Genomic DNA, 25650 nt, shown 5'->3' on the forward strand with positions numbered 1-25650 from the left:
GGAAATCAAAAATGGCAATTACTGCACAAATGGTAAAAGAGCTTCGTGAAAAAACTGGCGCAGGCATGATGGACTGCAAGAAAGCGTTAACTGAAACTGACGGCAACATGGATAAAGCGATCGATCTTCTAAGAGAAAAAGGAATCGCAAAGGCTGCCAAAAAAGCTGACCGCATCGCGGCTGAAGGTTTGACTTTGATCAAAACCGACGGCAACACAGGCGTTATTCTTGAAGTGAACTCCGAAACGGACTTCGTTGCGAAAAACGAAGGCTTCAAAGAGCTTTTGAACGACCTTGCTGACCACATTCTTGCTGAAAAGCCTGAAAGCGTTGAAGCTGCTATGGCTCAAAAAATGGCTAACGGTTCAACTGTAGAAGAATACATCACAAGCGCGGTTGCTAAAATCGGAGAAAAAATCACGCTTCGCCGCTTCACTGTCCTGACAAAAGGCGATGACGCTGCATTCGGCGCATACCTGCACATGGGCGGAAAAATCGGCGTATTGACTGTCCTTAACGGCACAACTGACGAAGAAACAGCAAGAGACATCGCGATGCACGTTGCAGCTGTAAACCCTCGCTTCATTTCCCGTGACCAAGTGTCAGAAGAAGAAGCGAACCGCGAGCGCGAAATCTTGACTCAGCAGGCGCTTCAAGAAGGAAAGCCTGAAAACATCGTCGCAAAAATGGTTGAAGGCCGCCTGAACAAATACTTCGAAGAAATCTGCCTGCTTGATCAAGCATTCGTTAAAAACCCGGATGAAAAAGTGAAACAGGTCGTTGCTGCGAAAAATGCAACAGTTGAAACATTCGTCCGCTACGAAGTTGGAGAAGGTATCGAAAAACGCCAAGAAAACTTTGCTGAAGAAGTTATGAACCAAGTGAAAAAATAAGATTGAAAAGCCGCTTGCCTTAAAACACACGGCAGGATCTTTTCAAAGAAAATAGGGGACACAATTTGTGTCCCTATTTTTAAAACAGTTTACAAACCTTTTTTTCTCTTGCATAATAAATAACGGCAAGCATGCACTTGGAGGTTATTATGGAAAAACCAAAGTATAATCGTATCGTATTAAAGCTTAGCGGAGAAGCCCTTGCGGGTGAACAGGGAAACGGCATCAACCCTACCGTGATCCAGTCCATCGCCAAACAGGTGAAAGAAATCGCCGAGCTTGATGTTGAAGTGGCGGTCGTCGTCGGCGGCGGCAACCTGTGGCGCGGAAAAACGGGCAGCGATCTCGGAATGGACCGCGCAACAGCGGACTACATGGGAATGCTTGCAACGGTCATGAATTCCCTTGCGCTGCAAGACAGCCTTGAAACGCTCGGCATTCAATCAAGAGTTCAGACATCCATCGAAATGCGGCAGGTCGCTGAGCCATACATAAGAAGAAAAGCGATTCGCCATCTTGAAAAGAAGCGCGTCGTCATCTTCGCTGCCGGTACAGGCAATCCATACTTCTCAACGGATACGACCGCAGCGCTCAGAGCGGCTGAAATCGAAGCCGACGTCATCTTAATGGCTAAAAATAATGTCGACGGTGTATACAATGCCGATCCTCGAACTGACGAAACAGCCGTAAAATATGAAAAATTGTCTTATCTCGATGTGTTAAAAGACGGTTTGGCCGTCATGGATTCAACCGCCTCTTCACTTTGCATGGATAACGACATCCCGCTGATCGTCTTTTCTATTATGGAAGAAGGAAATATTAAAAAAGCCGTTTTAGGCGAACAAATCGGTACAATCGTAAGGGGGAAATAACGTGTCAACTCAAGTGATGAATGAAACAAAAGAACGGATGGAAAAAGCGATAGGCGCTTATCAGCGCGAATTGGCGACTGTACGTGCAGGACGTGCAAATCCGTCTTTGCTGGACAAAGTGACAGTTGAATACTACGGAGCGCAGACGCCTTTAAACCAGATCGCGTCCATTACGGTTCCGGAAGCGCGCATGCTTCTCATCACACCATATGACAAAACAGCGCTCGGCGATATTGAAAAAGCGATTCAAAAAGCCGACCTCGGCATAACTCCGTCAAACGACGGCAACATCATCCGGATCACGATCCCTCCTCTAACTGAGGAGCGCAGAAAAGAGCTTGCCAAGCTCGTGAAAAAATATTCGGAAGATGCTAAAGTCGCGGTCCGCAACATCCGCCGCGATGCCAATGACGATCTGAAAAAACTAGAGAAAAATGGTGAAATGACTGAGGATGAATTGCGCTCTTCAACGGAAGACGTACAAAAGCTGACAGATGAATATGTGTCAAAAATTGATGAGATCACAAAAGATAAAGAGAAAGAAATCATGGAAGTTTAATGAAAAACTCTGTACAATAGATAATAGTGAAAAGACCCTCTCATGTTTACAGGGGGTTTTTTTGTTAATACTGTTGTTATCAAGAACGATATAACAGGAAAGCAACCTTTTGGGTGATGGAGGACTCTCATGCTCAATATACTCAAAAATTGGAAGAATCAGCATTCAGCTGCTTCCAACATGGAATGTTACACAAAAGAAAATATTTTAAAAGGAGAAATTCCTGAACATATCGCCATTATTATGGACGGAAACGGCCGTTGGGCAAAGAAACGGGCGATGCCCCGCATCGCGGGTCATCACGAAGGCATGAAGGTAGTCAGACAGACGACAAAGCTTGCCAATGAGCTCGGTGTCAAAGCGTTGACGCTGTATGCCTTTTCGACGGAAAATTGGAAGCGTCCTAAGTTTGAGGTTGACTTTCTGATGAAGCTGCCTGAAGAGTTCCTGGGAACGTATCTCCCGGAGCTGGTCGAAGAAAATGTCCGGGTCCGCTTGACAGGCGATAGGGAAGGACTGCCGCCCCACACGATCCGCGCGGTTGAAAAAGCCATCCGTGATACGGAGAACAATGACGGACTTATTCTTAATTTTGCATTGAATTACGGGGGACGTGCAGAAATCGTCAGAGCCGCAAAGAGAATTGCCGAAGAAGCGAAAAAAGGCACATTGAATACCGAGGAAATCGACGAAAAGCTATTTTCCGATTATTTAATGACAGAAGCTTTGCAGGACCCTGATTTGCTGATTCGCACAAGCGGCGAGATCAGGCTGAGCAACTTCATGCTTTGGCAGCTTGCCTACAGCGAATTTTTATTTACCGATGTATTGTGGCCTGATTTTAAAGACGTTCACTTGCTTCAGGCTATCGGAGAATATCAGCGTCGCGGGAGAAGGTTTGGCGGAATTTAGAGGATGGTGCAGATGAAACAGAGAATATTGACGGGTGTGATCGCGGCAGCGGTTTTTCTGCCGCTCGTGATTTTCGGCAAGCTGCCGTTCACCCTGCTAGTTTATGCAATAGGTATACTCGCTCTATTTGAACTTTTAAGAATGAAAGGCCTGAAGCTTATCAGCGCTCCGGGTATCATCAGCCTGCTGCTTTTGGCGGTTTTGCTGTATCCAAGCCAATATGCGGAAGACGCGGGGCTGGGCATAACCAAAGGGGAGGTCGTCTTTTTGGCCGTCCTTTTGCTTTTGGCATACACGGTGCTCAGCAAAAACTCGTTTACTTTTGACGAAGCGGCATTCGTGGCGCTGGCAGCAGTTTATATCGGATTCGGGTTTTATTACTTTATTGAAATCAGAAACATCGGACTCAGCTATGTCTTTTTTGCAATCGGCGTCGTCTGGTCAACGGATTCCGGCGCTTATTTTATCGGAAAGGCGTTTGGAAAGCGGAAGCTCTGGCCTGAAATCAGCCCTAACAAAACGGTTGAAGGCTTTTGGGGCGGGATTTTGACAGCGGTCGTTTTTTCCGCGATTTATCAGGCTGCCACAGGTTTTCCGCACGCTTATCTGTTTGTGCTGATCATTACCGTGCTTTTATCAATCGTCGGTCAGATCGGCGATTTGGCCGAGTCTGCGTTCAAAAGGCACTACAAAGTGAAAGACTCGGGCCGGATCCTTCCGGGACACGGCGGAATGCTGGACCGCTTTGACAGCTTTTTATTTGTCATGCCGGTTCTATACTTCCTGCTTGTTCTTTTTCAGCCGTTCGGGCTATGATAGAAAAGGGTACTGATAGCTAGAAAGAAACAGAGGTGCGGCAATTTTGAAGAACATATGTCTATTGGGGGCGACAGGCTCCATAGGAGAACAGACGCTTGATGTGATCAAAGCGCATGACGATAAGTTTCAGCTGACCGCCATGTCTTTCGGAAAAAACGCCGAAAAAGCGGCAGAAATCATTGAAACATTTAAACCGAAGTATGTATCTGTAGGGGATGAGCATACATATGAAGCATTAAAACAGCATTCTTTTTCTTACACCTTTAAAACAGGGATCGGGGAGGAATCTTTAATCGAAGCGGCCGTTAGTCCGGAAGCGGATGTCGTCGTCAATGCTCTCGTCGGCAGCGTCGGTCTTCTGCCGACTTTAAAGGCGATGGAGCATAAAAAAACAGTCGCGCTTGCAAATAAGGAAACTCTCGTGACAGCCGGTCATATAGTGAAAGAACACGCCCAAACATACGATGTCCCGCTCTTGCCAGTCGACAGCGAGCATTCTGCGATTTTCCAGGCGCTCCAGGGGGAAAATCCGAAGCATATTAAACGGCTGATCGTCACGGCTTCAGGCGGCAGCTTCAGGGACAGAACAAGGCAGGAACTTGAAGGGGTCACAGTGGAAGAAGCCCTCAATCATCCAAATTGGTCGATGGGTGCAAAAATCACGATCGATTCGGCTACAATGATGAATAAAGGGCTAGAGGTCATTGAAGCGCACTGGCTGTTTGATCTGCCTTATGACCGGATCGATGTCCTCCTTCACAAAGAAAGCATCATTCATTCAATGGTGGAATTCCACGACCGAAGCGTCATCGCCCAGCTTGGCACACCTGATATGAGAGTGCCGATTCAATACGCGCTCAGCTATCCGGAACGCCTGCCGTTTGATGAAGCCAAATCACTCGAACTCTGGGAAGTCGGACAGCTGAATTTTGCCCAAGCTGATTTTGAAAGGTTCCGCTGCTTACAATTCGCTTATGAATCAGGTAAAATAGGCGGTACAATGCCGACTGTTTTAAACGCGGCCAACGAGGAAGCCGTTGCGGCATTTCTTTCAGGCAGGATTTCCTTTCTCGGGATTGAAGACATCATTGAAAAAGCTTTGGAACGCCATCAGGTGATCGCAAAGCCGAGCCTTCAAGAGATCCGTGAAGTGGACAAAGACGCCAGAAAGTTTGTCCAAACATTACTCACATAAGGTGGTATGTTCGTGAATACTGTGATCGCGTTTATTCTTATTTTTGGAACGCTCGTATTTTTCCATGAGCTTGGTCATCTCATCCTTGCTCAAAGAGCCGGAATACTGTGCCGGGAGTTTGCTATCGGCTTCGGTCCGAAAATCTTTTCGTTTAAGAAAAATGAGACCGTTTATACGATCAGGCTTCTTCCGATCGGCGGCTTTGTCAGAATGGCCGGTGAAGATCCTGAGATGATTGAAGTGAAGCCCGGTTATACGGTCGGGCTGTTGTTCGACAGCGAAAACAAAGTCGAAAAGATCATTATCAACCAGAAAGAAAAGTATCCTGACGCATTGGTCATCGAAGTGGAGCAGGCTGACCTGGAGCATCAGATGAGGATTACGGGCTATGAGCACGGCAATGAAGATCATCTCTCATCCTTTTCTGTCAGTGAAACGTCCTTTTTCATCGTAGACGGGGAAGAAGTCCAGATCGCTCCTTACAACCGCCAATTCCATTCAAAAACGGTTTGGCAGCGTATAAAGGCGATTGCGGCCGGCCCGATCATGAACTTTATTTTGGCTTATGTCATTCTCGTAATGCTCGGCCTGATGCAGGGAGTGCCGTCTGACGAGCCGGTGCTCGGCAAGTTGATAGACAACGGACGGGCGGCGGAAGCGGGACTCCAGGAAGGAGACCGCATTCAAACGATCAACGGGGAGAACATGAGATCGTGGACGGATATTGTCAACACGGTCAGGGAACACCCTGAAAAAGAACTGAAAATCGTTGTGATGCGCGACAACGTCAAGGTGACGAAATACGTAACACCTGAAGCAGTCAAGGCAGGGGACGAAACCGTCGGCAGATTCGGCGCTTACAACCCGGTGAAAACAGGAATCCTGACATCAATTTCCTACGGTGCGACCGAAACGGCGACAGTAGCGCAGAGCATCGTGACCAATCTCGGAAAGCTCGTCACGGGACAATTCTCAATCGACATGCTGGCCGGTCCTGTCGGCATTTATGACATGACAGACCAAGTGGCCAAGACAGGCGTTATCAATCTGCTGAAGCTGGCCGCATTTTTAAGTATTAACCTCGGGATCGTCAACCTTCTGCCAATCCCTGCGCTGGACGGCGGCAGACTGTTGTTCCTGTTTATTGAAGCGATCCGCGGAAAGCCGATCAACCGAGAAAAAGAAGCGTTTGTCGTCTTTGTCGGCGTCGCATTTTTGATGCTCTTAATGCTTGTCGTCACATGGAACGATATCCAGCGCTTATTTCTGTAAAACCAATTGCCTTTTTTAAGTGCAGCCAAGCCTTTTAAAAGGCTCTTTTTTAGGGACGCCGTTCCCGACTCAAAAAGTAACCAACTGAAACAAATGAGGTGCGAACGAATGAGACAGAGCAGGACTTTAATTCCTACGCTCCGCGAAGTGCCGGCTGATGCTGAAGCAAAAAGCCATCAGCTTCTTCTCAGAGCGGGGTTTATCAGACAAAACACAAGCGGTGTATACAGCTATATGCCTCTTGCCAATAAAGTCATTCATAAAATCCAGAGCATTGTCCGCCAAGAAATGGAGAAAATCAATGCCGTCGAAATGTTGATGCCGGCGCTCCAGCAGGCGGAAACTTGGCAGGAATCGGGAAGATGGTACACGTACGGTCCTGAGCTCATGAGGCTGAAAGACCGCCACGGCCGCGAATTTGCCCTTGGCGCGACACACGAAGAGGTCATCACAAGCATCGTCAGAGATGAAGTGAAATCGTACAAGCGCCTTCCGCTGACCCTTTACCAGATCCAATCGAAATTCCGCGATGAAAAGCGCCCGCGCTTCGGTCTGTTGAGAGGCCGGGAATTCATCATGAAGGATGCGTATTCCTTCCATTCTTCCGCCGAAAGCCTTGATGAAACGTACAATGATATGTACCAGGCGTATACGAATGTGTTTACGCGCTGCGGCTTGAATTTCAGACCGGTCATTGCAGATTCAGGCGCGATGGGCGGAAAGGATACCCATGAATTTATGGCATTGTCCGATGTCGGTGAAGATACAATTGCGTATTCTGATCAGTCTTCATACGCTGCCAACATCGAAATGGCTGAAGTGAAGGAAGCTGGTGCTGGCGAGCAGGCTGAAATGAAAGAGCTCCAGGAAGTCCACACACCTTCGGTCAAAACGATCGAAGAAGTTGCCGCATTTCTTGGCATATCCCCGTCAGACTGCGTGAAATCAATGCTCATGAAAGCAGACGGACGTTTTGTCCTCGTGTTGACGAGAGGGGATCATGAAGTCAACGATATTAAGGTGAAGAATCTGCTCCAAGCAGAAACGATCGAATTCGCGAGCGCCGAAGAGGTTGCTGAGATAACAGGTACTGAGCCTGGCTTTGTCGGACCGGTGGGGCTCGACCGTGAAATCGAAATCTTTGCAGACTTTGCTGTGAAGGCGATGGCAAACGCAGCAGCAGGAGCGAATAAAACAGATTACCATTATCAAAACGTGAATATCAGCAGGGATGTGCACAATGTGACATTCGCCGATCTCCGCTTTATACAGGAAGGAGACCCTTCACCGGATGGAAACGGAACGATCCGTTTTGCAAAAGGAATCGAAGTCGGACAAGTTTTTAAACTCGGCACCCGCTATTCTGAAGCGATGGACGCAACATACCTTGACGAAAACGGACGCGCTCAGCCGATGCTGATGGGCTGCTATGGAATCGGGATTTCCCGGACACTTTCGGCCATCGTTGAGCAGCATCATGACGATAAAGGCTTGATCTGGCCGCTGGAAGTGACGCCGTATGACCTGCACATCCTCGCGCTTAACATGAAAAATGACGCGCAGGTTCAGCTTGCCGAAAAGCTGTATGAAGATTTTAAAGCGAACGGCTATGACGTATTGTTTGATGACCGTGCTGAACGGGCCGGAGTTAAATTTGCAGATTCCGATTTGATCGGTCTGCCGATCCGCATCACGGTCGGAAAAAGAGCTGATGAAGGCGTTGTCGAAGTGAAGATCCGCAAAACCGGAGAATCATTTGAAGTCGCCGCTGAAGAGCTTTTGGACTTTATCGAAAAACAAGTCAAGAGCTTATCTTCTCACTCTTAAAGATGTTAAACTAGAGTAAAGGAAGGTACCTCGGGAATCGTCCCAAGGTACCTTCAATTATGATTTTCTTTTAGGGAGGAATCTGTCTTGGAAGACCAGCTTTCTGTCAACAGAAGACAGTTTCAAATTCTTCTGCAGCAGCTGAATGTAACGGAAGATACGATGATCCGTCACCTTGAAGGCGGACAAATCATAAAGCTGACCGTTCATAAAAACAAGAAGACATGGCACTTTCACTTTAAATTGAAAAATGTCCTGCCTTATCAAATCTTCGAACGGTTTCACACCCAGCTGACCCGCACCTTTTCCCATATCGCTCAGGTCACCTGTTCCATCGAGGCGGAAAACCCTTCGATTGACGAGCAGCTTGTTCAGGATTACTGGACGCGCTGCATCCAGGAACTCGATGGTATTTCCCCGCCGATTTTGACGCTTTTGAACGACCAAAAGCCCAAGCTTACGGGGAACAAAATCCTGCTTAAAACGAAAACAGATACAGAAGCATCCGCTTTAAAAAAGAAATACAGCTCACTCATCCAGTCAAGCTACTGCACATTCGGTTTTCCTGAGCTCCAGCTCGACACAGAAATCTTTGTGTCAGATCAAGAGATTCAGAAATTCAGAGAGCAAAAAATGGCCGAAGATCAAGAGAGAGCCCTTCAGGCTTTAATCGAAATGGAAAAGCAGGATAAGGAAGCCCAAGACGATGAAGCGCCGTCAGGCCCTCTTCAGATCGGCTACCAGATTAAAGACTCTGAAGAGATCAGAACGCTTGACAGCATCATGGATGAAGAGCGGAGAATTACGGTGCAAGGCTATGTATTCGACGCTGAAACAAGAGAGCTGAAAAGCGGCAGAACGCTTTGTATCTTTAAGATAACCGACTATACAAACAGCATTCTCGTCAAAATGTTCGCACGTGAAAAAGAGGACGCTGTTTTGATGAAGTCCCTGAAAAAAGGGATGTGGGTAAAGGCGAGAGGAAGCATACAAAACGATACATTCGTCCGCGATTTGGTGATGATCGCCAACGATGTCAATGAAATCAAAGGGAAAACCCGTGAGGATACAGCACCGGAGGACGAAAAACGTGTCGAGCTCCACCTCCATTCACCGATGAGCCAGATGGATGCCGTATCAAGTATCGGCAAGCTTGTCGAACAGGCGAAAAAATGGGGGCATCCGGCTATCGCGCTCACTGATCACGCTGTTGTCCAATCGTTTCCTGATGCATTCGCGGCGAGCAAAAAGCATGGCGTGAAAATGATCTACGGACTTGAAGCCAACCTCGTCGACGACGGCGTGCCGATTGCCTACAATCCGGTGCACCGTCTGCTTGAAGAGGAGACATATGTCGTGTTCGACGTCGAGACGACGGGGCTGTCGGCCGTCTATGATACGATCATCGAGCTGGCCGCCGTAAAAGTAAAAGGCGGGGAGATCATCGAACGCTTTGAAAGGTTTGCAAACCCGCATCGCCCTTTATCGGCTACGATCATCGAGCTGACTGGGATTACCGATGATATGCTGAAAGATGCGCCTGAAGCCGAAGAGGTCATCCGAGATTTTAAAGAATGGGTCGGAGATCACACGCTTGTCGCTCACAATGCAAGCTTTGACATCGGCTTCATCAATGTCGCCTACAAGCGTCTGCTGAATTCGGAGAAAGTGCAGAACCCGGTCATTGACACACTTGAGCTGGGCCGTTTTCTTTATCCGGAATTCAAAAACCACAGGCTGAATACGCTTTGTAAAAAGTTTGACATCGAGCTCACCCAGCACCACAGGGCGATTTATGATACCGAAGCGACGGGCTATCTCCTTGTGAAAATGCTGAAAGACGCGGCCGAAAAAAATATCATGTACCACGATCAGCTGAATGAAAATATGGGGCAGTCCAATGCCTATCAGCGTTCAAGGCCATATCACGCGACCCTTTTGGCAGTCAATGAGACAGGTTTGAAAAACCTTTTTAAACTTGTGTCGCTTTCACATATCCATTATTTTTACAGGGTGCCGAGGATCCCAAGGTCACAGCTTGAAAAGTACAGAGAAGGCCTTTTAATCGGTTCGGCATGCGACAAAGGCGAAGTATTCGAAGGCATGATGCAGAAATCGCCGGAAGAGGTCGAAGACATCGCTTCATTTTATGACTATCTTGAAGTCATGCCGCCTGAAGTCTACCGGCACCTGCTCCAGCTTGAACTCGTCAGGGATGAAAAAGCGTTAAAAGAAATCATCGCCAACATCACAAAGCTCGGCGAGAAACTGAATATTCCGGTAGTAGCTACGGGGAATGTTCATTACCTGAACCCTGAGGATAAAATTTACCGCAAGATTCTGGTTTCCTCACAAGGCGGCGCAAATCCGCTCAACAGGCACGAACTGCCGAACGTTCATTTCCGTTCGACGGATGAAATGCTTGAGGCCTTTTCATTTTTGGGTGAGGAAAAAGCGAAAGAAATCGTCGTCAAGAACACCCGTTTGATCAGCGAGCGAATCGAAGAAATCAAGCCGATCAAAGACGATCTTTACACACCGAAGATCGAAGGCGCAGATGACGAAATCCGCCGCATGAGCTATGAGAAAGCAAAAAGCATTTACGGCGACGACCTTCCGGAAATCGTCGAAAAGCGGATCGAAAAAGAGCTGAAAAGCATTATCGGCCATGGATTCGCCGTCATCTATCTGATCTCTCATAAGCTTGTAAAACGCTCCCTTGATGACGGCTATCTTGTCGGTTCAAGGGGATCGGTCGGTTCTTCCCTTGTCGCAACATTGACGGAAATTACCGAGGTCAACCCGCTGCCGCCGCATTACGTCTGTCCGGATTGCCGCCATTCCGAGTTTTTCAACGATGGATCGGTCGGTTCGGGATTTGATTTGCCTGACAAAGACTGTCCGAAGTGTGGAGCGGCCTACAGAAAAGACGGCCACGACATACCGTTCGAGACGTTTCTGGGGTTTAAAGGGGACAAGGTTCCTGATATCGACTTGAACTTCTCGGGCGAATATCAGCCGCACGCCCACAACTACACGAAAGTCCTGTTCGGAGAGGATAACGTCTACCGTGCGGGAACGATCGGCACAGTCGCCGAAAAAACGGCTTACGGGTATGTCAAAGGGTATGCTAACGACAACAATTTGCATATGCGCGGGGCGGAAATCGACCGCCTTGTCCAAGGCTGTACAGGCGTCAAGCGGACGACAGGGCAGCACCCGGGCGGAATCATCGTTGTGCCTGATTACATGGATATTTACGACTTTTCACCAATCCAGTTTCCGGCGGATGCCACCGATTCCGAATGGAAGACGACGCACTTTGACTTCCATTCCATCCATGACAACCTGCTGAAGCTGGATATTCTCGGACACGATGATCCGACGGTCATCCGTATGCTCCAGGATCTGAGCGGGATTGATCCGAAGACGATTCCGACCGATGATCCCGAAGTGATGAAAATTTTCCAAGGGACAGAATCTTTAGGGGTAACCGAAGAGCAGATCGGCTGTAAAACCGGAACGCTTGGCATCCCTGAATTCGGAACCCGCTTTGTCAGACAGATGCTCGAAGACACCAAGCCGACGACATTTTCCGAGCTCGTTCAGATTTCCGGCCTGTCACACGGTACGGACGTATGGCTCGGCAACGCGCAGGAGCTGATTCACAATAATATTTGTGAACTGAGCGAAGTGATCGGCTGTCGTGATGATATTATGGTGTACTTAATCTACCAGGGGCTTGAGCCATCCCTCGCCTTTAAGATTATGGAATTTGTCCGTAAAGGTAAGGGACTGACACCTGAATGGGAAGAAGAAATGAAGAATAATAATGTTCCGGACTGGTATATCGACTCGTGTAAAAAAATCAAATACATGTTCCCGAAAGCCCACGCTGCGGCATATGTTTTGATGGCGGTCAGAATCGCTTATTTTAAAGTCCATCATCCACTGCTCTACTACGCAGCATACTTTACGGTGCGGGCCGATGACTTTGATATCGAAACGATGATCAAAGGGTCGACAGCGATTAAAGCCGTTATGGATGACATCAACTCTAAAGGCCTTGACGCTTCTCCGAAAGAGAAAAGTTTGCTCACGGTGCTTGAGCTGGCGCTTGAAATGTGTGAAAGGGGCTTCTCTTTCCAAAAAGTCGACTTATACAGATCGAGCGCTTCCGAATTCATCATTGACGGAAACAGCTTGATTCCGCCGTTTAATTCAATACCGGGGCTTGGAACAAACGCCGCTTTGAATATTGTCAAAGCAAGGGAAGAAGGCGAATTTCTTTCCAAAGAAGATTTGCAAAAAAGAGGCAAGGTGTCAAAAACGATCATGGAATACTTGGAGCGCCACGGCTGTCTCGAGTCGCTCCCAGATCAGAACCAGCTGTCTTTATTTTAAAGACTGCCGACTTATTCGGCAGTCTCTTTTTTGTTTTCTAACCCAGCGCGTGCTTCGAAGATTCAGAGACGCGAATATTGCGGAAAGTTTGTTAGATCGATTGACAATAAAAATACATTAATGTTAATATTTTCAAAATGATATTATTCTATAAAGAAGTTCACTTTTTCAGTGAACAGAAGTTAGTTTCTTGATTAAACAAACAAAGTTCTTCGTTCCTCCGGCAAACATTGAACCTGCGTGAATCTGCAGCACATCTTCAAATTTCAAAAATTCAATCAGTCTCTTCTCCGCTTACCGAAAGACACCATTTGTCCGTCACTAAAGGAGGTGAGTGTCATGTAAACATCGGCTGTTTTGAAGGAAAACAAAATGAGGAGGAAGGAGTCCGTTGAAAGAGAAAGCTTTTTTGAAAATGAAAGCGTTTTTCTTTGTTTTACTGCTTACGTTTGCGATGTTGTTCATGCCGGCTTTCGGCAAGGCGGACATTGCATTTGCGAAAGAGAACCAAAATTATGCGGAGTTGCTGCAAAAATCAATTCTTTTCTATGAGGCGCAGCGCTCCGGAAAGCTTTCGGAAGGCAGCCGTCTGAATTGGAGAGGGGACTCTGCGCTTGAGGATGGAAAAGATGTCGGCCATGATTTGACAGGCGGATGGTATGATGCAGGAGATCACGTGAAGTTCGGCCTTCCAATGGCTTATTCTGCGGCCGTTCTGTCATGGTCCGTCTATGAGTACCGCGATGCCTATGAAGCGGCCGGACAGCTTGATGCGATATTAGACAATATCAGATGGGCGACAGACTATTTTATTAAAGCGCATACAGGCCCTTATGAGTTTTGGGGCCAAGTCGGCCATGGGGCCCAAGATCATGCCTGGTGGGGCCCGGCCGAAGTAATGCCTATGAAGCGGCCGGCTTATAAGATAGATGCAGCCTGTCCCGGGTCAGACCTTGCCGGCGGTACAGCAGCAGCCCTAGCTTCTGCATCAATCATTTTCAAGCCGACAGACGCTTCTTATTCAAATAAACTATTGGCCCATGCCAAGGAATTATACGATTTTGCCGACCGCTACCGCGGCAAATATTCAGACTGCATTACAGACGCGCAGCAATATTATAATTCGTGGAGCGGGTATAAAGATGAGCTGACTTGGGGAGCTGTCTGGCTCTACTTGGCAACCGGCGAACAAAACTATTTGGATAAAGCGCTTGCTTCGGTCTCAGATTGGGGCGATCCCGCAAACTGGCCTTACCGCTGGACGCTTTCCTGGGATGACGTCACTTACGGAGCACAGCTGCTGCTCGCTCGTCTGACGAACGAATCCCGATTTACCGCATCTGTCGAACGCAATCTTGATTATTGGTCGACAGGCTACAATCATAATGGAAGCACAGAGCGTATCACTTATACACCAGGCGGGCTGGCATGGCTTGAGCAGTGGGGATCGCTGCGCTACGCTTCAAACGCCGCTTTTCTCGCTTTTGTTTATTCAGATTGGGTAAAAGATGCCGGCAAAGCAAAAAGGTATCGGGATTTTGCGGTTCAGCAAATGAACTATATGCTTGGGGATAATCCGCAACAGCGCAGCTTTATCGTCGGGTACGGAACAAATCCGCCGAAGCACCCGCATCACCGCACCGCACACGGTTCATGGGCCGATCATATGAATGTGCCTGAAAACCACCGCCATACCCTTTACGGCGCGTTAGTAGGCGGACCGGGAAAAGATGATTCGTACCGGGACGAAACAAATGATTATGTGTCAAACGAAGTTGCGATCGATTACAATGCGGCTTTCACGGGCAATGCAGCCAAAATGTTTCAACTGTATGGTGCCGGGCAATCACCGCTGCCTCATTTTCCCGAAAAGGAAACACCAGAAGATGAATTTTTTGCGGAGGCATCCATAAACAGCTCGGGAAACAACTACTCAGAAATCAGAGTGCAGCTTAATAACCGATCAGGATGGCCGGCAAAGAAAACCGATAAGCTGTCTTTCCGCTATTACGTGGACCTGACTGAAGCGGTGAATGCCGGATTTTCTTCGGAAGATATAAAGATCTCAACCGGATACAACGAAGGGGCGTCGGTGTCCCAGCTGAAGCCATATCACATCGGCGAACACATTTACTATACGGAAGTCAGCTTCAGCGGGGTTATGATATACCCCGGGGGTCAATCCGCCCACAAGAAAGAAGTTCAGTTCCGCCTAGCGGCTCCGGCGGGGACGTCTTTTTGGAATCCGAAAAATGACCACTCTTACCGGGGGCTGTCACACACGCTGGCAAAAACCCGGTATATACCAGTATATGATGAAGGCCGGCTTGTTTTTGGAAATGAGCCCGACTAAAAAACACACGGATTCAATCCCCGGCAGTCCCATCATATGAAACGAAAGCTTGAAGCTTCAAAAGGAGGACGCATCATGGACAATAAAACACGCTTTATGCAATTGTATGAGCAAATTAAAAATCCGCAAAACGGCTATTTTTCGCCTGAAGGCATTCCTTATCATTCAGTTGAAACGCTCATATGCGAAGCGCCTGATTACGGCCATATGACAACATCTGAAGCATACAGTTATTGGCTGTGGCTTGAAGCGATGTACGGCCGATACACACAGGACTGGTCAAAGCTAGAAGCCGCCTGGGACAATATGGAGAAATATATCATCCCGGTCAATGAAGGCGATGGAAACGAAGAACAGCCGACGATGAACTATTATAACCCCTCAAGCCCTGCCACATATGCCGCCGAACACCGCTACCCAGATCTTTATCCTTCGGCTTTGACCGGACAATATCCGGCCGGAAACGATCCGCTTGACAGTGAGCTTAGATCCACATACGGAAGCAATGAAACGTATTTAATGCACTGGCTGCTTGATGTCGATAACTGGTATGGATTCGGGAACCTGTTGAACCCATCACACACCGCCGTTTATGTGAACACTTACCAGCGCGGTGAACAGGAGTCTGTTTGGGAAACGGTTCCGCACCCCTCTCAAGATAATCAGACGTTTGGAAAACCGAATGAAGGGTTTATGAGTCTGTTTACAAAAGAAAATCAGGCTCCTGCCCCGCAGTGGCGCTACACTAATGCGACCGACGCCGATGCGCGCGCTGTTCAGGCGATGTACTGGGCAAGGCAATGGGGCTACAGCAATACTAAGTATTTAGAAAAAGCTAAAAAAATGGGGGACTTTCTCCGTTACGGCATGTATGACAAATACTTTCAAGAGATTGGAAGCGCTGCTGACGGCTCGCCTTCCCGCGGAACTGGAAAAAATGCCTGTCATTATTTAATGGCATGGTACACTGCTTGGGGAGGCGGATTGGGACAGTATGCCAACTGGGCGTGGCGGATCGGTGCGAGTCATGTGCACCAAGGTTATCAAAACCCTGTCGCTTCTTATGCACTGTCAACAGCTGAAGGCGGATTGGTTCCAAATTCATCCACAGCGCGCAGCGATTGGGAACAGGCGCTGAAAAGGCAGCTTGAACTTTACACATGGCTGCTTTCTTCAGAAGGAGCTGTTGCAGGCGGCGCCACGAATAGCTGGAACGGCAGCTACAGCGCATATCCGCAGAATGTCAGCACATTTTACGGAATGGCATACACAGAAGCGCCTGTATATCACGATCCGCCTTCTAACAATTGGTTCGGGATGCAAGTCTGGCCGCTGGAAAGGGTGGCGGAACTGTATTACATTTTCGCAGAGAAAGGTGACAAATCGTCTGAAAACTTCCAAATGGCAAAGCATGTGATTGAAAAATGGATCGCGTATTCGCTTGATTATGTGTTTGTGGGCGAACGGCCTGTTACGGATGAAGAAGGCTATTATTTAAATGAAGCGGGAGAACGCGTCCTTGGCGGCCAAAACCCGCAGATCGCCGTACAATCCGATCCAGGCGAGTTTTGGATTCCGGCAAACCTTGAATGGAGCGGCCAGCCTGATCCGTGGAAGGGATTTGATTCATTTACCGGAAATCCGGGACTGCATGTCACGACGAAGAATCCTTCTCAAGATGTCGGTGTTCTCGGCAGCTATATTAAAACGCTTGTCTTCTTTGCAGCCGGAACAAAAGCCGAAACCGGCGGCTTTACCGCTCTTGGAAACAAGGCCAAAAACGTGGCAAAAGAACTGCTTGATGCAGCATGGAATAAAAATGACGGAATCGGTATCGCAGCAGAGGAAGAACATGAAGATTATATCCGCTACTTTACGAAGGAAGTCTATTTTCCGAATGGCTGGAGCGGCAAAAACGGGCAGGGCAACACCATTCCTGGTTCCAACACTGTGCCGTCTGATCCGGCAAAGGGCGGTAACGGCGTCTATATCAGTCATGCCGACCTCCGTCCGAAAATTAAAAACGATCCGATGTGGCCTTATTTGGAAAATAAATATCAGACCTCGTGGAATCCGAATACAGGCAAATGGGAAAACGGTCTGCCGACTTTTGTGTATCACCGCTTCTGGTCTCAGGTCGATATGGCGACAGCTTACGCTGAGTATGACCGTTTAATCGGAAATGCATAACAATCTGTAAGAGAATGTCAGATTGATATGCGCTTGAACGTTTGGGAAAAGGCGGCGTTCAGCCGCCTTTTTTAAATTGAGGGATTTTAGCCAGTGTTTTGCACGATCATCTAATAAAAAAGGAGTTCAAAAGTTTGAGAGAAAAATGGTTAGCCTTGTGTTTAAAGTCGATCATTCTGTTCGTTTTGATCATGGGAACCGTTCTTTTATCCACAGTTCCGAAAGCTTCGGGAACAAGCGGGCCAGCAAAGCAAGAAAAGCAGAGCATCATCACCCCGGCAGACCTTTTGGAAAACATGAGTCCCGGATGGAACCTTGGCAACACGCTGGATGCTGTTCCGACAGAAGGCTCTTGGAACAATCCGCCGGTTCGCGAGCATACTTTTGATGATATTCGCGACGCGGGGTTTAAAAGCGTCCGGATTCCGGTGACATGGGACTCCCACATCGGCAGCGCTCCCGGGTATCTGATCGACACCGCTTGGATGAACCGGGTGGAAGAAGTGACGGATTGGGCGTTGGAAAGAGAATTTTATGTCGTGTTAAATATTCACCACGATTCTTGGCTATGGATCAGCCGCATGGGAAACAGCCAGCAGGAGACATTAGATAAGCTGGGGAAAGTCTGGAAGCAAATTGCCGAGCGTTTTAAAAACAAAAGTGAACGCCTCCTGTTTGAAATCGTCAATGAACCGACTGGAATGAACGCATATCAAATGAATCTGCTTAACCGCGAGATGCTGAACATCATCCGTTCGACCGGCGGCAACAACAGCCAGCGGCTCGTGATCGTCGGGGGGCTTGAAGATAACAAAGATGAATTGCTTCATTCATTTGAACCGCCTGATGATGACCGGATTGTCCTCACATATCACTACTATTCTCCGTGGGATTACGTATCAAACTGGTGGGGCCGGACGACTTGGGGATCGGCAGCCGAAATCTCCGAGATGGAGGAGGATATCAAACCGGTTTATGAAAAATTTGTAAGGGAAGGATACCCGGTTATCATCGGCGAATACGGTACCCTCGGCGCCAATGAAAATCATTCAAAGCGGCTCTATCATGATACGTTTGTCCGCCTTGCCCACAAATATCAAATGGTCCCGATGTGGTGGGACAACGGGAATGACCAGTTTGACCGGACTGAGAGACAGTGGCGCGATCCTGTTGTTAAAGAGATTGTCATTCAGGCGGGACGCGGCGTTCCCAATGCGATCATCAAACCGGCAGATCTTTTTATAAAAAAAGGTCAAAACCTCAGCGATCAGACGGTGGACATTCAGCTGACCGGCAATGTGCTGACCGGCATTTATCAGAAATCCGAACCATTAAAGGAAGGCAGTGATTATACAGTTGATAATGCCGGAAAAACGGTCTCTATTAAGGAATCCTGCTTGGCAAAGCTGCTGAACGGGTCCGGGCAGCCTGGGGTAAAAGCGCAGCTCACTTTTACGTTTCATAAAGGAGCCAGCCAGGTTATGGATATCATTCTTTATGATGACCCGAAGCTTGAAAAAAGCGAATTCACCGTCAGTCAATCGGCAATCAGCGGTGATCTCAAAATCCCGGCGTCACTGAACGGAACGAAGCTGGCTACGGTTAAAGGAGTCGGCGATTCTACAGGAAGGCCGGTTCTTGAAGAAGTATGGTCATGGACGCCCTACTTGAACTATGACGAGGATTTTTACGAAAAAGACGGGGATTTGTATTTGAGAGAGCGGGTTTTAAAGTATTTGAAAAGCGATTCCACCTTTACATTTGAACTGTGGCCGAAAGGCGTCGAGACGGTCGTGAAGGTGAAAGTCACGCCTTGAACGGCCTGCTAATCTCTGAATGGCGCCGTCCATGGATCTTCTTTATGAAAGCAGGGAAAAATAATGATGACGAAAAAGTTTTTTTTGACACTGCTGATACCGTTTTTGCTTGCGCTTTCCGCCATTCAATTTGGCAATCCCCGGCCGGCACTAGCTGCGTCTCCTTTTGTTGTGACATCCGGAACATCGTTCATTTTAAATGGAAAAGACTTTTATTTTGCCGGGACTAATAACTATTATTTCCATTATAAATCTAAAAAAATGGTCGACGATGTGTTTGAAGATATGAAAGCGATGAAATTGAAAGTGATCCGCATCTGGGGATTTCTTGACGGCCAGCCGCAGGAAAATACCGTCATGCAGCCAAGGCCGGGCATATATGATGAATCAGGCTTTTCAAAGCTTGACTATGCCATTTATAAAGCGGGACAGACAGGGATAAAACTAGTCATCCCTTTTGTGAACAACTGGGATGATTTCGGCGGAATGAATCAATATGTCAGGTGGTTTCAGGCGGATGGACATGACGCCTTTTATACTCATCCGGACATTAAAGAGGCGTATAAAAATTATGTATCCTATATGCTGAACCGAGTCAACACATATAATGGCGTCAAATATAAAGATGATCCCGCGATTATGGCGTGGGAGCTTGCCAATGAACCAAGGGTCCAGTCTGACAGAACCGGAAATACACTTGTCGAATGGGCGGATGAGATGAGCGAATTTATTAAATCCATTGATCAGAACCATCTTGTAGCGGTTGGAGATGAAGGATTTTATCATACAGAAGGGCACCCTGATTGGCATTACAGCGGCGGAGAAGGTGTGGATTGGAAAAGGCTGACTGCTCTTAAGCATATTGATTACGGCACATATCACCTCTATCCGGATCATTGGGGCAAAACGGCCGAATGGGGAAATCAGTGGATCACAGACCATATTTGCGATGGAAAAGAAATCGGCAAGCCGGTCGTTTTAGAAGAGTACGGCTATCAGGATAAGTCCAGAAGGGACGACGTCTACAGAACATGGCTTGAACTCATAGAAAAGCAGGGCGGAGCGGGCAGCCAATTTTGGATTTTGACCGGTATTCAGGATGACGGGACCCTTTATCCGGATTATGACGGTTTTCGGATCGTTTATCCGAGCTCTGCCGCTTCTGTCATTTCAGAACATGCGAAGCGGATGAATGAAAAATCATCCGCTTCCGAAATGCGTCAGACTAAACGCTGTCATGATTTGCAATAAAAATATGGTTATGGTATAGTTTTATTGGAAATGCTAACGATAGCCGAGGCGAAGAGTGGGGAAACCCGCTCTTTTGTATTGAACAGGCAATTTTGTCTCGACATGTTCATCGCTTTTTCTAAATCCCCTGCTTTTGAAGCAGGGTTTTTACGAGGGAGCTGATGAATGGGAGCCTGCACAAGGAGGAAAAGTATGAGTAACAAAGTGATCGATACCGTCAGCGAAATGGTCCAGCCTATACTAGACAATCTTCAGCTTGAACTCGTTGACATCGAATTTGTCAAGGAAGGTCCGAGCTGGTTTCTTCGCGTGTTTATTGATTCAGATGACGGCGTGGACATCGAGGAATGTGCCAAGGTTAGCGAAGCTCTTAGTGAAAAGCTCGACGAGGCTGACCCGATCAAGCAAAACTATTTTCTTGAAGTATCGTCACCTGGAGCTGAGAGGCCTTTAAAGAAAGAAGCCGATTTCATGAAAGCGCTCGGAAAAAACGTATATATTAAAACGTACGAACCTATTGAAGGCAATAAAGAGTTTGAAGGCGAGCTTTCCGCATTTGACGGTGAAAACGTGGAAGTCGCGGTGATGATCAAAACACGCCGGAAAACGATCAATATTCCATATGATAAAGTAGCCAAAGCAAGGCTGGCTGTTTCGTTCAATTAATTTTTGACTGTTTAAGGGGGAAACCATAAACATGAGTAGTGAGTTGTTAGATGCCCTGACTGTTCTTGAAAAAGAAAAGGGAATCAGTAAGGACATTATTATTGAAGCAATTGAAGCTGCGCTCATTTCCGCTTATAAGCGGAACTTCAACCAGGCGCAGAACGTCAGGGTAGATTTAAATCGCGACACCGGTTCAATCCGCGTTTTCGCCCGCAAAGATGTCGTGGATGAAGTGTATGATCCGCGCCTTGAAATCTCGATTGAAGATGCCGTAAACATCAATCCGAACTACATTGTCGGAGATGTCGTGGAAATCGAAGTGACGCCGAAGGATTTCGGCCGCATCGCTGCCCAGACGGCAAAGCAGGTCGTGACTCAGCGCGTCCGCGAAGCGGAGCGCGGCGTCATCTATTCTGAATTCATCGATCGCGAAGAAGATATCATGACAGGCATCGTTCAGCGGATCGACAATAAGTTCATCTATGTCTCTTTAGGAAAAATCGAGGCCCTTCTGCCGGTTTCAGAACAGATGCCGAATGAAGTCTACAAGCCCCATGACCGGATCAAAGTGTTCATTACAAAAGTCGAAAAAACGACGAAGGGTCCGCAGATTTACGTTTCAAGAACTCATCCAGGTTTATTAAAACGTCTCTTTGAAATCGAAGTCCCGGAAATTTACGATGGAACGGTCGAGCTCAAATCCGTGGCGAGAGAAGCGGGAGACCGCTCGAAGATTTCCGTGCGCACGGATAATCCCGACATCGATCCCGTCGGCGCCTGCGTCGGACCGAAGGGTCAGCGCGTTCAGGCGATCGTCAATGAATTGAAAGGCGAGAAAATTGATATTGTTCATTGGTCAAACGACCCGGTTGAATTCGTCGCTAATGCGCTGAGCCCTTCAAAAGTGCTCGACGTCATCGTCAATGAAGAGGATAAGGCGACAACGGTTGTCGTTCCTGACTACCAGCTGTCGCTCGCCATCGGAAAAAGAGGTCAAAACGCCCGCCTGGCAGCCAAGCTGACAAGCTGGAAGATCGATATTAAAAGCGAAACAGATGCAAGAGAGCTTGGAATTTATCCAAGGGAGCTTGAAGAAGAGGAGCCGGAAGAGCTTTTCTTTGAAAGCGAAACTCCAGAATCGGATGAATAAGAGGTGACCTTTGGTGAAAAGCCGAAAGAAGATCCCGCTTAGAAAATGCGTCGTAACAGGGGAAATGAAGCCTAAAAAGGAGCTCATCCGCGTCGTCCGTTCGAAAGAAGGGGAAGTTTCCGTAGACCCGACCGGCAAGAAAAACGGCCGGGGAGCCTACCTTACTCTTGATAAAGACGTCATTTTAACTGCAAAAAAGAAAAACAGCTTAGCAAATCAGCTTCAAGCACAGATTGATGATCAGATTTTTGATGAACTGCTGGAACTGGCGGAAAAGGAGAATTAGATAAATGTCGGAATCAGAATGGTTTTCCTTGCTGGGTCTGGCGAATCGAGCTCGAAAGGTCGTGTCCGGAGAAGACCTGGTTGTGAAAGAAATCAGGCATTCGCGCGCAAAGCTTGTTTTGCTTGCAGACGACGCATCGGCTAACACGGAGAAAAAAGTAACCGACAAATGCAGGCACTACGATGTACCGGTGAAAAAAGTCGGAGATCGTATGCTTTTGGGCCGTTCAATCGGCAAAGAATCCCGTGTGGTTGTTGCTGTCACTGATCAAGGTTTTGCGAATACGTTGCTCCGAAAGCTCGATTAATTTTTTTGGGGGTGAACGAATGGCTAAAATGAGAGTTTATGAATATGCAAAAGCCATAAATGTTTCAAGTAAGGATATTATCGCGGCATTGAAAGATATGAATATCGAAGTCAATAACCATATGGCGATGATCGAAGAAAATGCGATCAAACAGCTCGATCAAAAATTCAAGAAGAGCGCTAAACCTGCGGGAAATAAAAAGGATGCCGGTACAGGCGGACAAAAGCCGCAGCAAGAAGCCGCAAAACAGAATGCCGGAAGTAAGCCAAACAAAAATCGAGACGGAAAGAAGAATAACGTGCAGAATACTCAATTTAACAATAAAAACAAGAAGAAAAACAACAACAACAATAACAAAAAGAACAAGCGCGGTAAAAATCATCAATCTCCGCAGGAGAAGCAGTTCAAGCCGAAAAAAGAACTGCCTGAAAAAATCGAATTTACCAACTCAATGTCGGTCGGGCAGCTTGCCGAAGAGCTCGGAAAAGAACCGTCAGAAATCATTAAAAAATTAATGCTTCTCGGCACTATGGCAACGATCAACCAAGATCTTGACAAAGATACCGTTGAGCTGATCGCTTCAGAATACGGCGTCGACGTCGAAGAAGTGATCGTCCTTGAAGAAACCGAGCTCGAAAAATACGAAGAGCCGGATCAAGAAGAAGACCTTGAAATCCGTCCTCCTGTCGTAACAATCATGGGCCACGTCGACCACGGAAAAACAACGCTTCTTGACAGCATCAGAAAAACGAAGGTCGTCGAAGGCGAAGCCGGAGGCATCACACAGCATATTGGCGCTTATCAGATCGAGGAAAACGGCAAAAAAATCACCTTCCTTGACACTCCGGGCCACGCCGCATTCACAACGATGCGCGCACGCGGTGCGGAAGTTACGGATATTACGATTCTCGTCGTAGCTGCAGATGACGGGGTCATGCCGCAGACGGTCGAAGCGATTAACCATGCGAAAGCGGCTGAAGTGCCGATCATCGTCGCTGTCAACAAAATCGACAAACCGACGGCAAACCCTGACCGGGTGATGCAGGAGCTGACAGAGCACGGTCTTGTTCCTGAAGCATGGGGAGGCGAGACGATTTTCGTTCCTCTTTCAGCACTGTCAGGAGAGGGAATCGATGAGCTGATCGAAATGATCCTGCTCGTCAGCGAGGTCGAGGAGCTCAAAGCGAATGCGAACCGCAGAGCAAAAGGAACGGTCATCGAAGCCGAGCTTGATAAAGGAAAAGGTTCTGTCGCAACACTGCTCGTTCAAAACGGAACGCTTCACGTCGGAGATCCGATTGTCGTCGGGAACACATTTGGCCGCGTTCGCGCGATGGTCAATGATGTCGGCAGACGCGTTAAATCGGCGGGGCCGTCAACACCTGTTGAAATCACCGGATTGAACGAAGTTCCGAACGCAGGGGATCAGTTCCTTGTGTTCAAAGACGAAAAAACAGCCCGTTCAGTCGGCGAAGCCCGCGCTACCAAACAGCTTGAAGAACAGCGCAGCGATAAAGCGAAGCTCAGCCTTGATGACTTGTTTGAACAGATTAAACAAGGCGATGTCAAAGACATTAATCTCGTTGTCAAAGCTGATGTTCAAGGCTCTGCTGAAGCTCTCGTTGCAGCACTGCAAAAAATAGAAGTCGAAGGCGTCAGAGTCAAAATCATCCACACAGGCGTAGGTGCGATTACCGAATCAGACATTATTTTAGCTTCTGCTTCAAATGCAATCGTGATCGGGTTTAATGTCAGACCTGACGGAAATGCTAAGAGTACCGCCGAAGCCGAAAATGTGGATATCCGCCTTCACCGCATCATTTATAAAGTCATCGATGAGATCGAAGCAGCCATGAAAGGCATGCTTGATCCTGAGTATGAAGAAAAAGTGATCGGCATGGTTGAAGTCCGTCAAACATTCAAAGTCTCTAAAATCGGAACGATTGCCGGAGGCTATGTAACGGAAGGTACGATCACACGTGACAGCGGAATCCGCTTGATCCGCGACGGCGTCGTCATCTATGAAGGGGAAGTCGATGTGCTGAAACGCTTTAAAGATGATGTGAAAGAAGTTTCACAAGGATATGAATGTGGTATCACCATTAAGAAATACAACGACATTCGCGAAGGCGATATGATCGAAGCGTATGTCATGCAAGAAATTGAAAGAAAGTGATCGGTTTCGTTGAATGCGAATGCATCATTTACGATGCATCATCACTCAAGGAAAAACGGGCGGTGCTGAAGCGGGTGATCACAAGAATCCGCGCAAAGTTCAACGTTTCTGTTTCAGAAATTGACTACCAGGACACTTGGCAGCGCACAAGCTTTGGTATCGCCGCCGTTTCTTCCTCTCGCGTGCAAACGGAAAAAGAGCTGCAACGGGTTCTAAGCTTTATCGACTCTTTTCCGGAAATTGAACGGACGATCACGAGAACAGAGTGGTTTTAACGTAGAGGTGGTATGGTCATGACGATGAGAGCTACCCGTGTGGGTGAGCAGATGAAAAAAGAACTTGGTGACATTATCGGCAGAAAGCTGAAAGATCCGCGGATCGGATTTTTAACAGTCACTGATGTCAGGGTCTCAGGTGATTTGCAAATTGCCAAAGTGTATATTTCCGTTTTAGGCGATGAAAAGAAACGGGAAGAAACGCTCAAGGGCCTGGCAAAAGCAAAGGGCTTTATTCGTTCCGAACTTGGAAACCGAATCAGGCTTCGCAAAACACCTGAAATCCATTTTGAGTTCGATGAATCGATCGATTACGGAAACCGTATCGAAACATTGATTCACGAGCTGAACGCAAACAAAGAAGAATCATAAGCTGAAAAAGGATAGGCGGGCGACTGCCTGTCCTTTTTAGCTCCAAATGAGAAA

The 25650-nt window shown here is 47.6% G+C and carries 20 protein-coding genes; all 20 read left to right on the forward strand.

The window, feature by feature from the left end:
- Window positions 1–11 precede the first annotated feature (11 nt).
- The 20 genes from tsf (at window position 12) to rbfA (ending at window position 25596) form a co-directional block, all read left to right on the forward strand.
- Window positions 12–893: a translation elongation factor Ts gene (gene tsf, locus MHB72_RS09790; protein ID WP_020451415.1), complete on the forward strand. Its 882-nt coding sequence runs from the start codon at window positions 12–14 to the stop codon at window positions 891–893.
- A 149-nt stretch (window positions 894–1042) separates the two neighbouring features.
- Window positions 1043–1765 carry a UMP kinase gene (gene pyrH, locus MHB72_RS09795; RefSeq protein WP_020451416.1) on the forward strand — a complete coding sequence of 241 codons (723 nt, stop codon included), beginning with the start codon at window positions 1043–1045 and terminating at the stop codon, window positions 1763–1765.
- 16 nt (window positions 1766–1781) lie between these two features.
- Entirely contained in the window at window positions 1782–2324 is a 543-nt protein-coding gene (gene frr, locus MHB72_RS09800) for a ribosome recycling factor (RefSeq protein ID WP_154495759.1), read from the forward strand.
- A 129-nt stretch (window positions 2325–2453) separates the two neighbouring features.
- Window positions 2454–3236 (forward strand): isoprenyl transferase, encoded by a 783-nt coding sequence (locus MHB72_RS09805; protein ID WP_020451418.1) that lies wholly within the window; start codon window positions 2454–2456, stop codon window positions 3234–3236.
- Window positions 3237–3248: 12 nt separating this feature from the next.
- The gene (locus MHB72_RS09810) at window positions 3249–4052 is read left to right on the forward strand and encodes a phosphatidate cytidylyltransferase (protein ID WP_020451419.1); all 804 of its coding nucleotides are present in this window, start codon (window positions 3249–3251) and stop codon (window positions 4050–4052) included.
- A gap of 46 nt (window positions 4053–4098) precedes the next feature.
- Window positions 4099–5250 carry a 1-deoxy-D-xylulose-5-phosphate reductoisomerase gene (gene dxr, locus MHB72_RS09815; protein WP_026579731.1) on the forward strand — a complete coding sequence of 384 codons (1152 nt, stop codon included), beginning with the start codon at window positions 4099–4101 and terminating at the stop codon, window positions 5248–5250.
- Window positions 5251–5256: 6 nt separating this feature from the next.
- Window positions 5257–6522: an RIP metalloprotease RseP gene (rseP, locus tag MHB72_RS09820; RefSeq protein ID WP_095323561.1), complete on the forward strand. Its 1266-nt coding sequence runs from the start codon at window positions 5257–5259 to the stop codon at window positions 6520–6522.
- Window positions 6523–6630: 108 nt separating this feature from the next.
- Complete coding sequence (locus MHB72_RS09825; protein WP_216920566.1) at window positions 6631–8349, forward strand: proline--tRNA ligase; 1719 nt, start codon at window positions 6631–6633, stop codon at window positions 8347–8349.
- Window positions 8350–8436: 87 nt separating this feature from the next.
- Window positions 8437–12753, forward strand: coding sequence for a PolC-type DNA polymerase III (locus MHB72_RS09830; RefSeq protein ID WP_020451423.1), 4317 nt, complete (start codon window positions 8437–8439; stop codon window positions 12751–12753).
- 391 nt (window positions 12754–13144) lie between these two features.
- The gene (locus tag MHB72_RS09835) at window positions 13145–15106 is read left to right on the forward strand and encodes a glycoside hydrolase family 9 protein (RefSeq protein ID WP_216920568.1); all 1962 of its coding nucleotides are present in this window, start codon (window positions 13145–13147) and stop codon (window positions 15104–15106) included.
- Window positions 15107–15181: 75 nt separating this feature from the next.
- Complete coding sequence (locus MHB72_RS09840) at window positions 15182–17296, forward strand: glycoside hydrolase family 48 protein (protein ID WP_020451425.1); 2115 nt, start codon at window positions 15182–15184, stop codon at window positions 17294–17296.
- 134 nt (window positions 17297–17430) lie between these two features.
- Window positions 17431–19113 carry a cellulase family glycosylhydrolase gene (locus MHB72_RS09845; RefSeq protein ID WP_216920570.1) on the forward strand — a complete coding sequence of 561 codons (1683 nt, stop codon included), beginning with the start codon at window positions 17431–17433 and terminating at the stop codon, window positions 19111–19113.
- Between the two features lie 63 nt (window positions 19114–19176).
- Window positions 19177–20364 (forward strand): glycoside hydrolase 5 family protein, encoded by a 1188-nt coding sequence (locus MHB72_RS09850; protein WP_105978892.1) that lies wholly within the window; start codon window positions 19177–19179, stop codon window positions 20362–20364.
- 192 nt (window positions 20365–20556) lie between these two features.
- Window positions 20557–21030: a ribosome maturation factor RimP gene (gene rimP / locus MHB72_RS09855; RefSeq protein ID WP_023857195.1), complete on the forward strand. Its 474-nt coding sequence runs from the start codon at window positions 20557–20559 to the stop codon at window positions 21028–21030.
- A 31-nt stretch (window positions 21031–21061) separates the two neighbouring features.
- Entirely contained in the window at window positions 21062–22180 is a 1119-nt protein-coding gene (gene nusA / locus MHB72_RS09860) for a transcription termination factor NusA (protein WP_020451429.1), read from the forward strand.
- 13 nt (window positions 22181–22193) lie between these two features.
- The gene (gene rnpM, locus MHB72_RS09865; protein WP_020451430.1) at window positions 22194–22466 is read left to right on the forward strand and encodes an RNase P modulator RnpM; all 273 of its coding nucleotides are present in this window, start codon (window positions 22194–22196) and stop codon (window positions 22464–22466) included.
- 4 nt (window positions 22467–22470) lie between these two features.
- Window positions 22471–22773, forward strand: coding sequence for a YlxQ family RNA-binding protein (locus tag MHB72_RS09870; RefSeq protein WP_020451431.1), 303 nt, complete (start codon window positions 22471–22473; stop codon window positions 22771–22773).
- Window positions 22774–22792: 19 nt separating this feature from the next.
- Window positions 22793–24949, forward strand: a complete 2157-nt coding sequence (gene infB, locus MHB72_RS09875; RefSeq protein ID WP_216920572.1) for a translation initiation factor IF-2 — start codon at window positions 22793–22795, stop codon at window positions 24947–24949.
- Window positions 24946–25224, forward strand: a complete 279-nt coding sequence (locus MHB72_RS09880) for a DUF503 domain-containing protein (RefSeq protein ID WP_020451433.1) — start codon at window positions 24946–24948, stop codon at window positions 25222–25224. Before infB ends, MHB72_RS09880 begins: the two co-directional genes overlap by 4 nt.
- A gap of 18 nt (window positions 25225–25242) precedes the next feature.
- Window positions 25243–25596, forward strand: a complete 354-nt coding sequence (rbfA, locus tag MHB72_RS09885; RefSeq protein WP_003181873.1) for a 30S ribosome-binding factor RbfA — start codon at window positions 25243–25245, stop codon at window positions 25594–25596.
- Window positions 25597–25650 lie beyond the last annotated feature (54 nt).

This window comes from Bacillus sp. FSL K6-1284 (assembly GCF_038002625.1).
Taxonomy (GTDB): domain Bacteria; phylum Bacillota; class Bacilli; order Bacillales; family Bacillaceae; genus Bacillus; species Bacillus paralicheniformis.

Excerpts from the sequence above, each read along its gene's own strand:
- tsf (WP_020451415.1), top strand. The coding sequence starts at position 12 with ATGGCAATTACTGCACAAATGGTAAAAGAGCTTCGTGAAAAAACTGGC.
- pyrH (WP_020451416.1), top strand. The coding sequence starts at position 1,043 with ATGGAAAAACCAAAGTATAATCGTATCGTATTAAAGCTTAGCGGAGAA.
- frr (WP_154495759.1), top strand. The coding sequence starts at position 1,782 with ATGAATGAAACAAAAGAACGGATGGAAAAAGCGATAGGCGCTTATCAG.
- MHB72_RS09805 (WP_020451418.1), top strand. The coding sequence starts at position 2,454 with ATGCTCAATATACTCAAAAATTGGAAGAATCAGCATTCAGCTGCTTCC.
- MHB72_RS09810 (WP_020451419.1), top strand. The coding sequence starts at position 3,249 with ATGAAACAGAGAATATTGACGGGTGTGATCGCGGCAGCGGTTTTTCTG.
- rseP (WP_095323561.1), top strand. The coding sequence starts at position 5,257 with ATGTTCGTGAATACTGTGATCGCGTTTATTCTTATTTTTGGAACGCTC.
- MHB72_RS09825 (WP_216920566.1), top strand. The coding sequence starts at position 6,631 with ATGAGACAGAGCAGGACTTTAATTCCTACGCTCCGCGAAGTGCCGGCT.
- MHB72_RS09840 (WP_020451425.1), top strand. The coding sequence starts at position 15,182 with ATGGACAATAAAACACGCTTTATGCAATTGTATGAGCAAATTAAAAAT.
- MHB72_RS09850 (WP_105978892.1), top strand. The coding sequence starts at position 19,177 with ATGATGACGAAAAAGTTTTTTTTGACACTGCTGATACCGTTTTTGCTT.
- rimP (WP_023857195.1), top strand. The coding sequence starts at position 20,557 with ATGAGTAACAAAGTGATCGATACCGTCAGCGAAATGGTCCAGCCTATA.
- nusA (WP_020451429.1), top strand. The coding sequence starts at position 21,062 with ATGAGTAGTGAGTTGTTAGATGCCCTGACTGTTCTTGAAAAAGAAAAG.
- MHB72_RS09870 (WP_020451431.1), top strand. The coding sequence starts at position 22,471 with ATGTCGGAATCAGAATGGTTTTCCTTGCTGGGTCTGGCGAATCGAGCT.
- infB (WP_216920572.1), top strand. The coding sequence starts at position 22,793 with ATGGCTAAAATGAGAGTTTATGAATATGCAAAAGCCATAAATGTTTCA.
- rbfA (WP_003181873.1), top strand. The coding sequence starts at position 25,243 with ATGACGATGAGAGCTACCCGTGTGGGTGAGCAGATGAAAAAAGAACTT.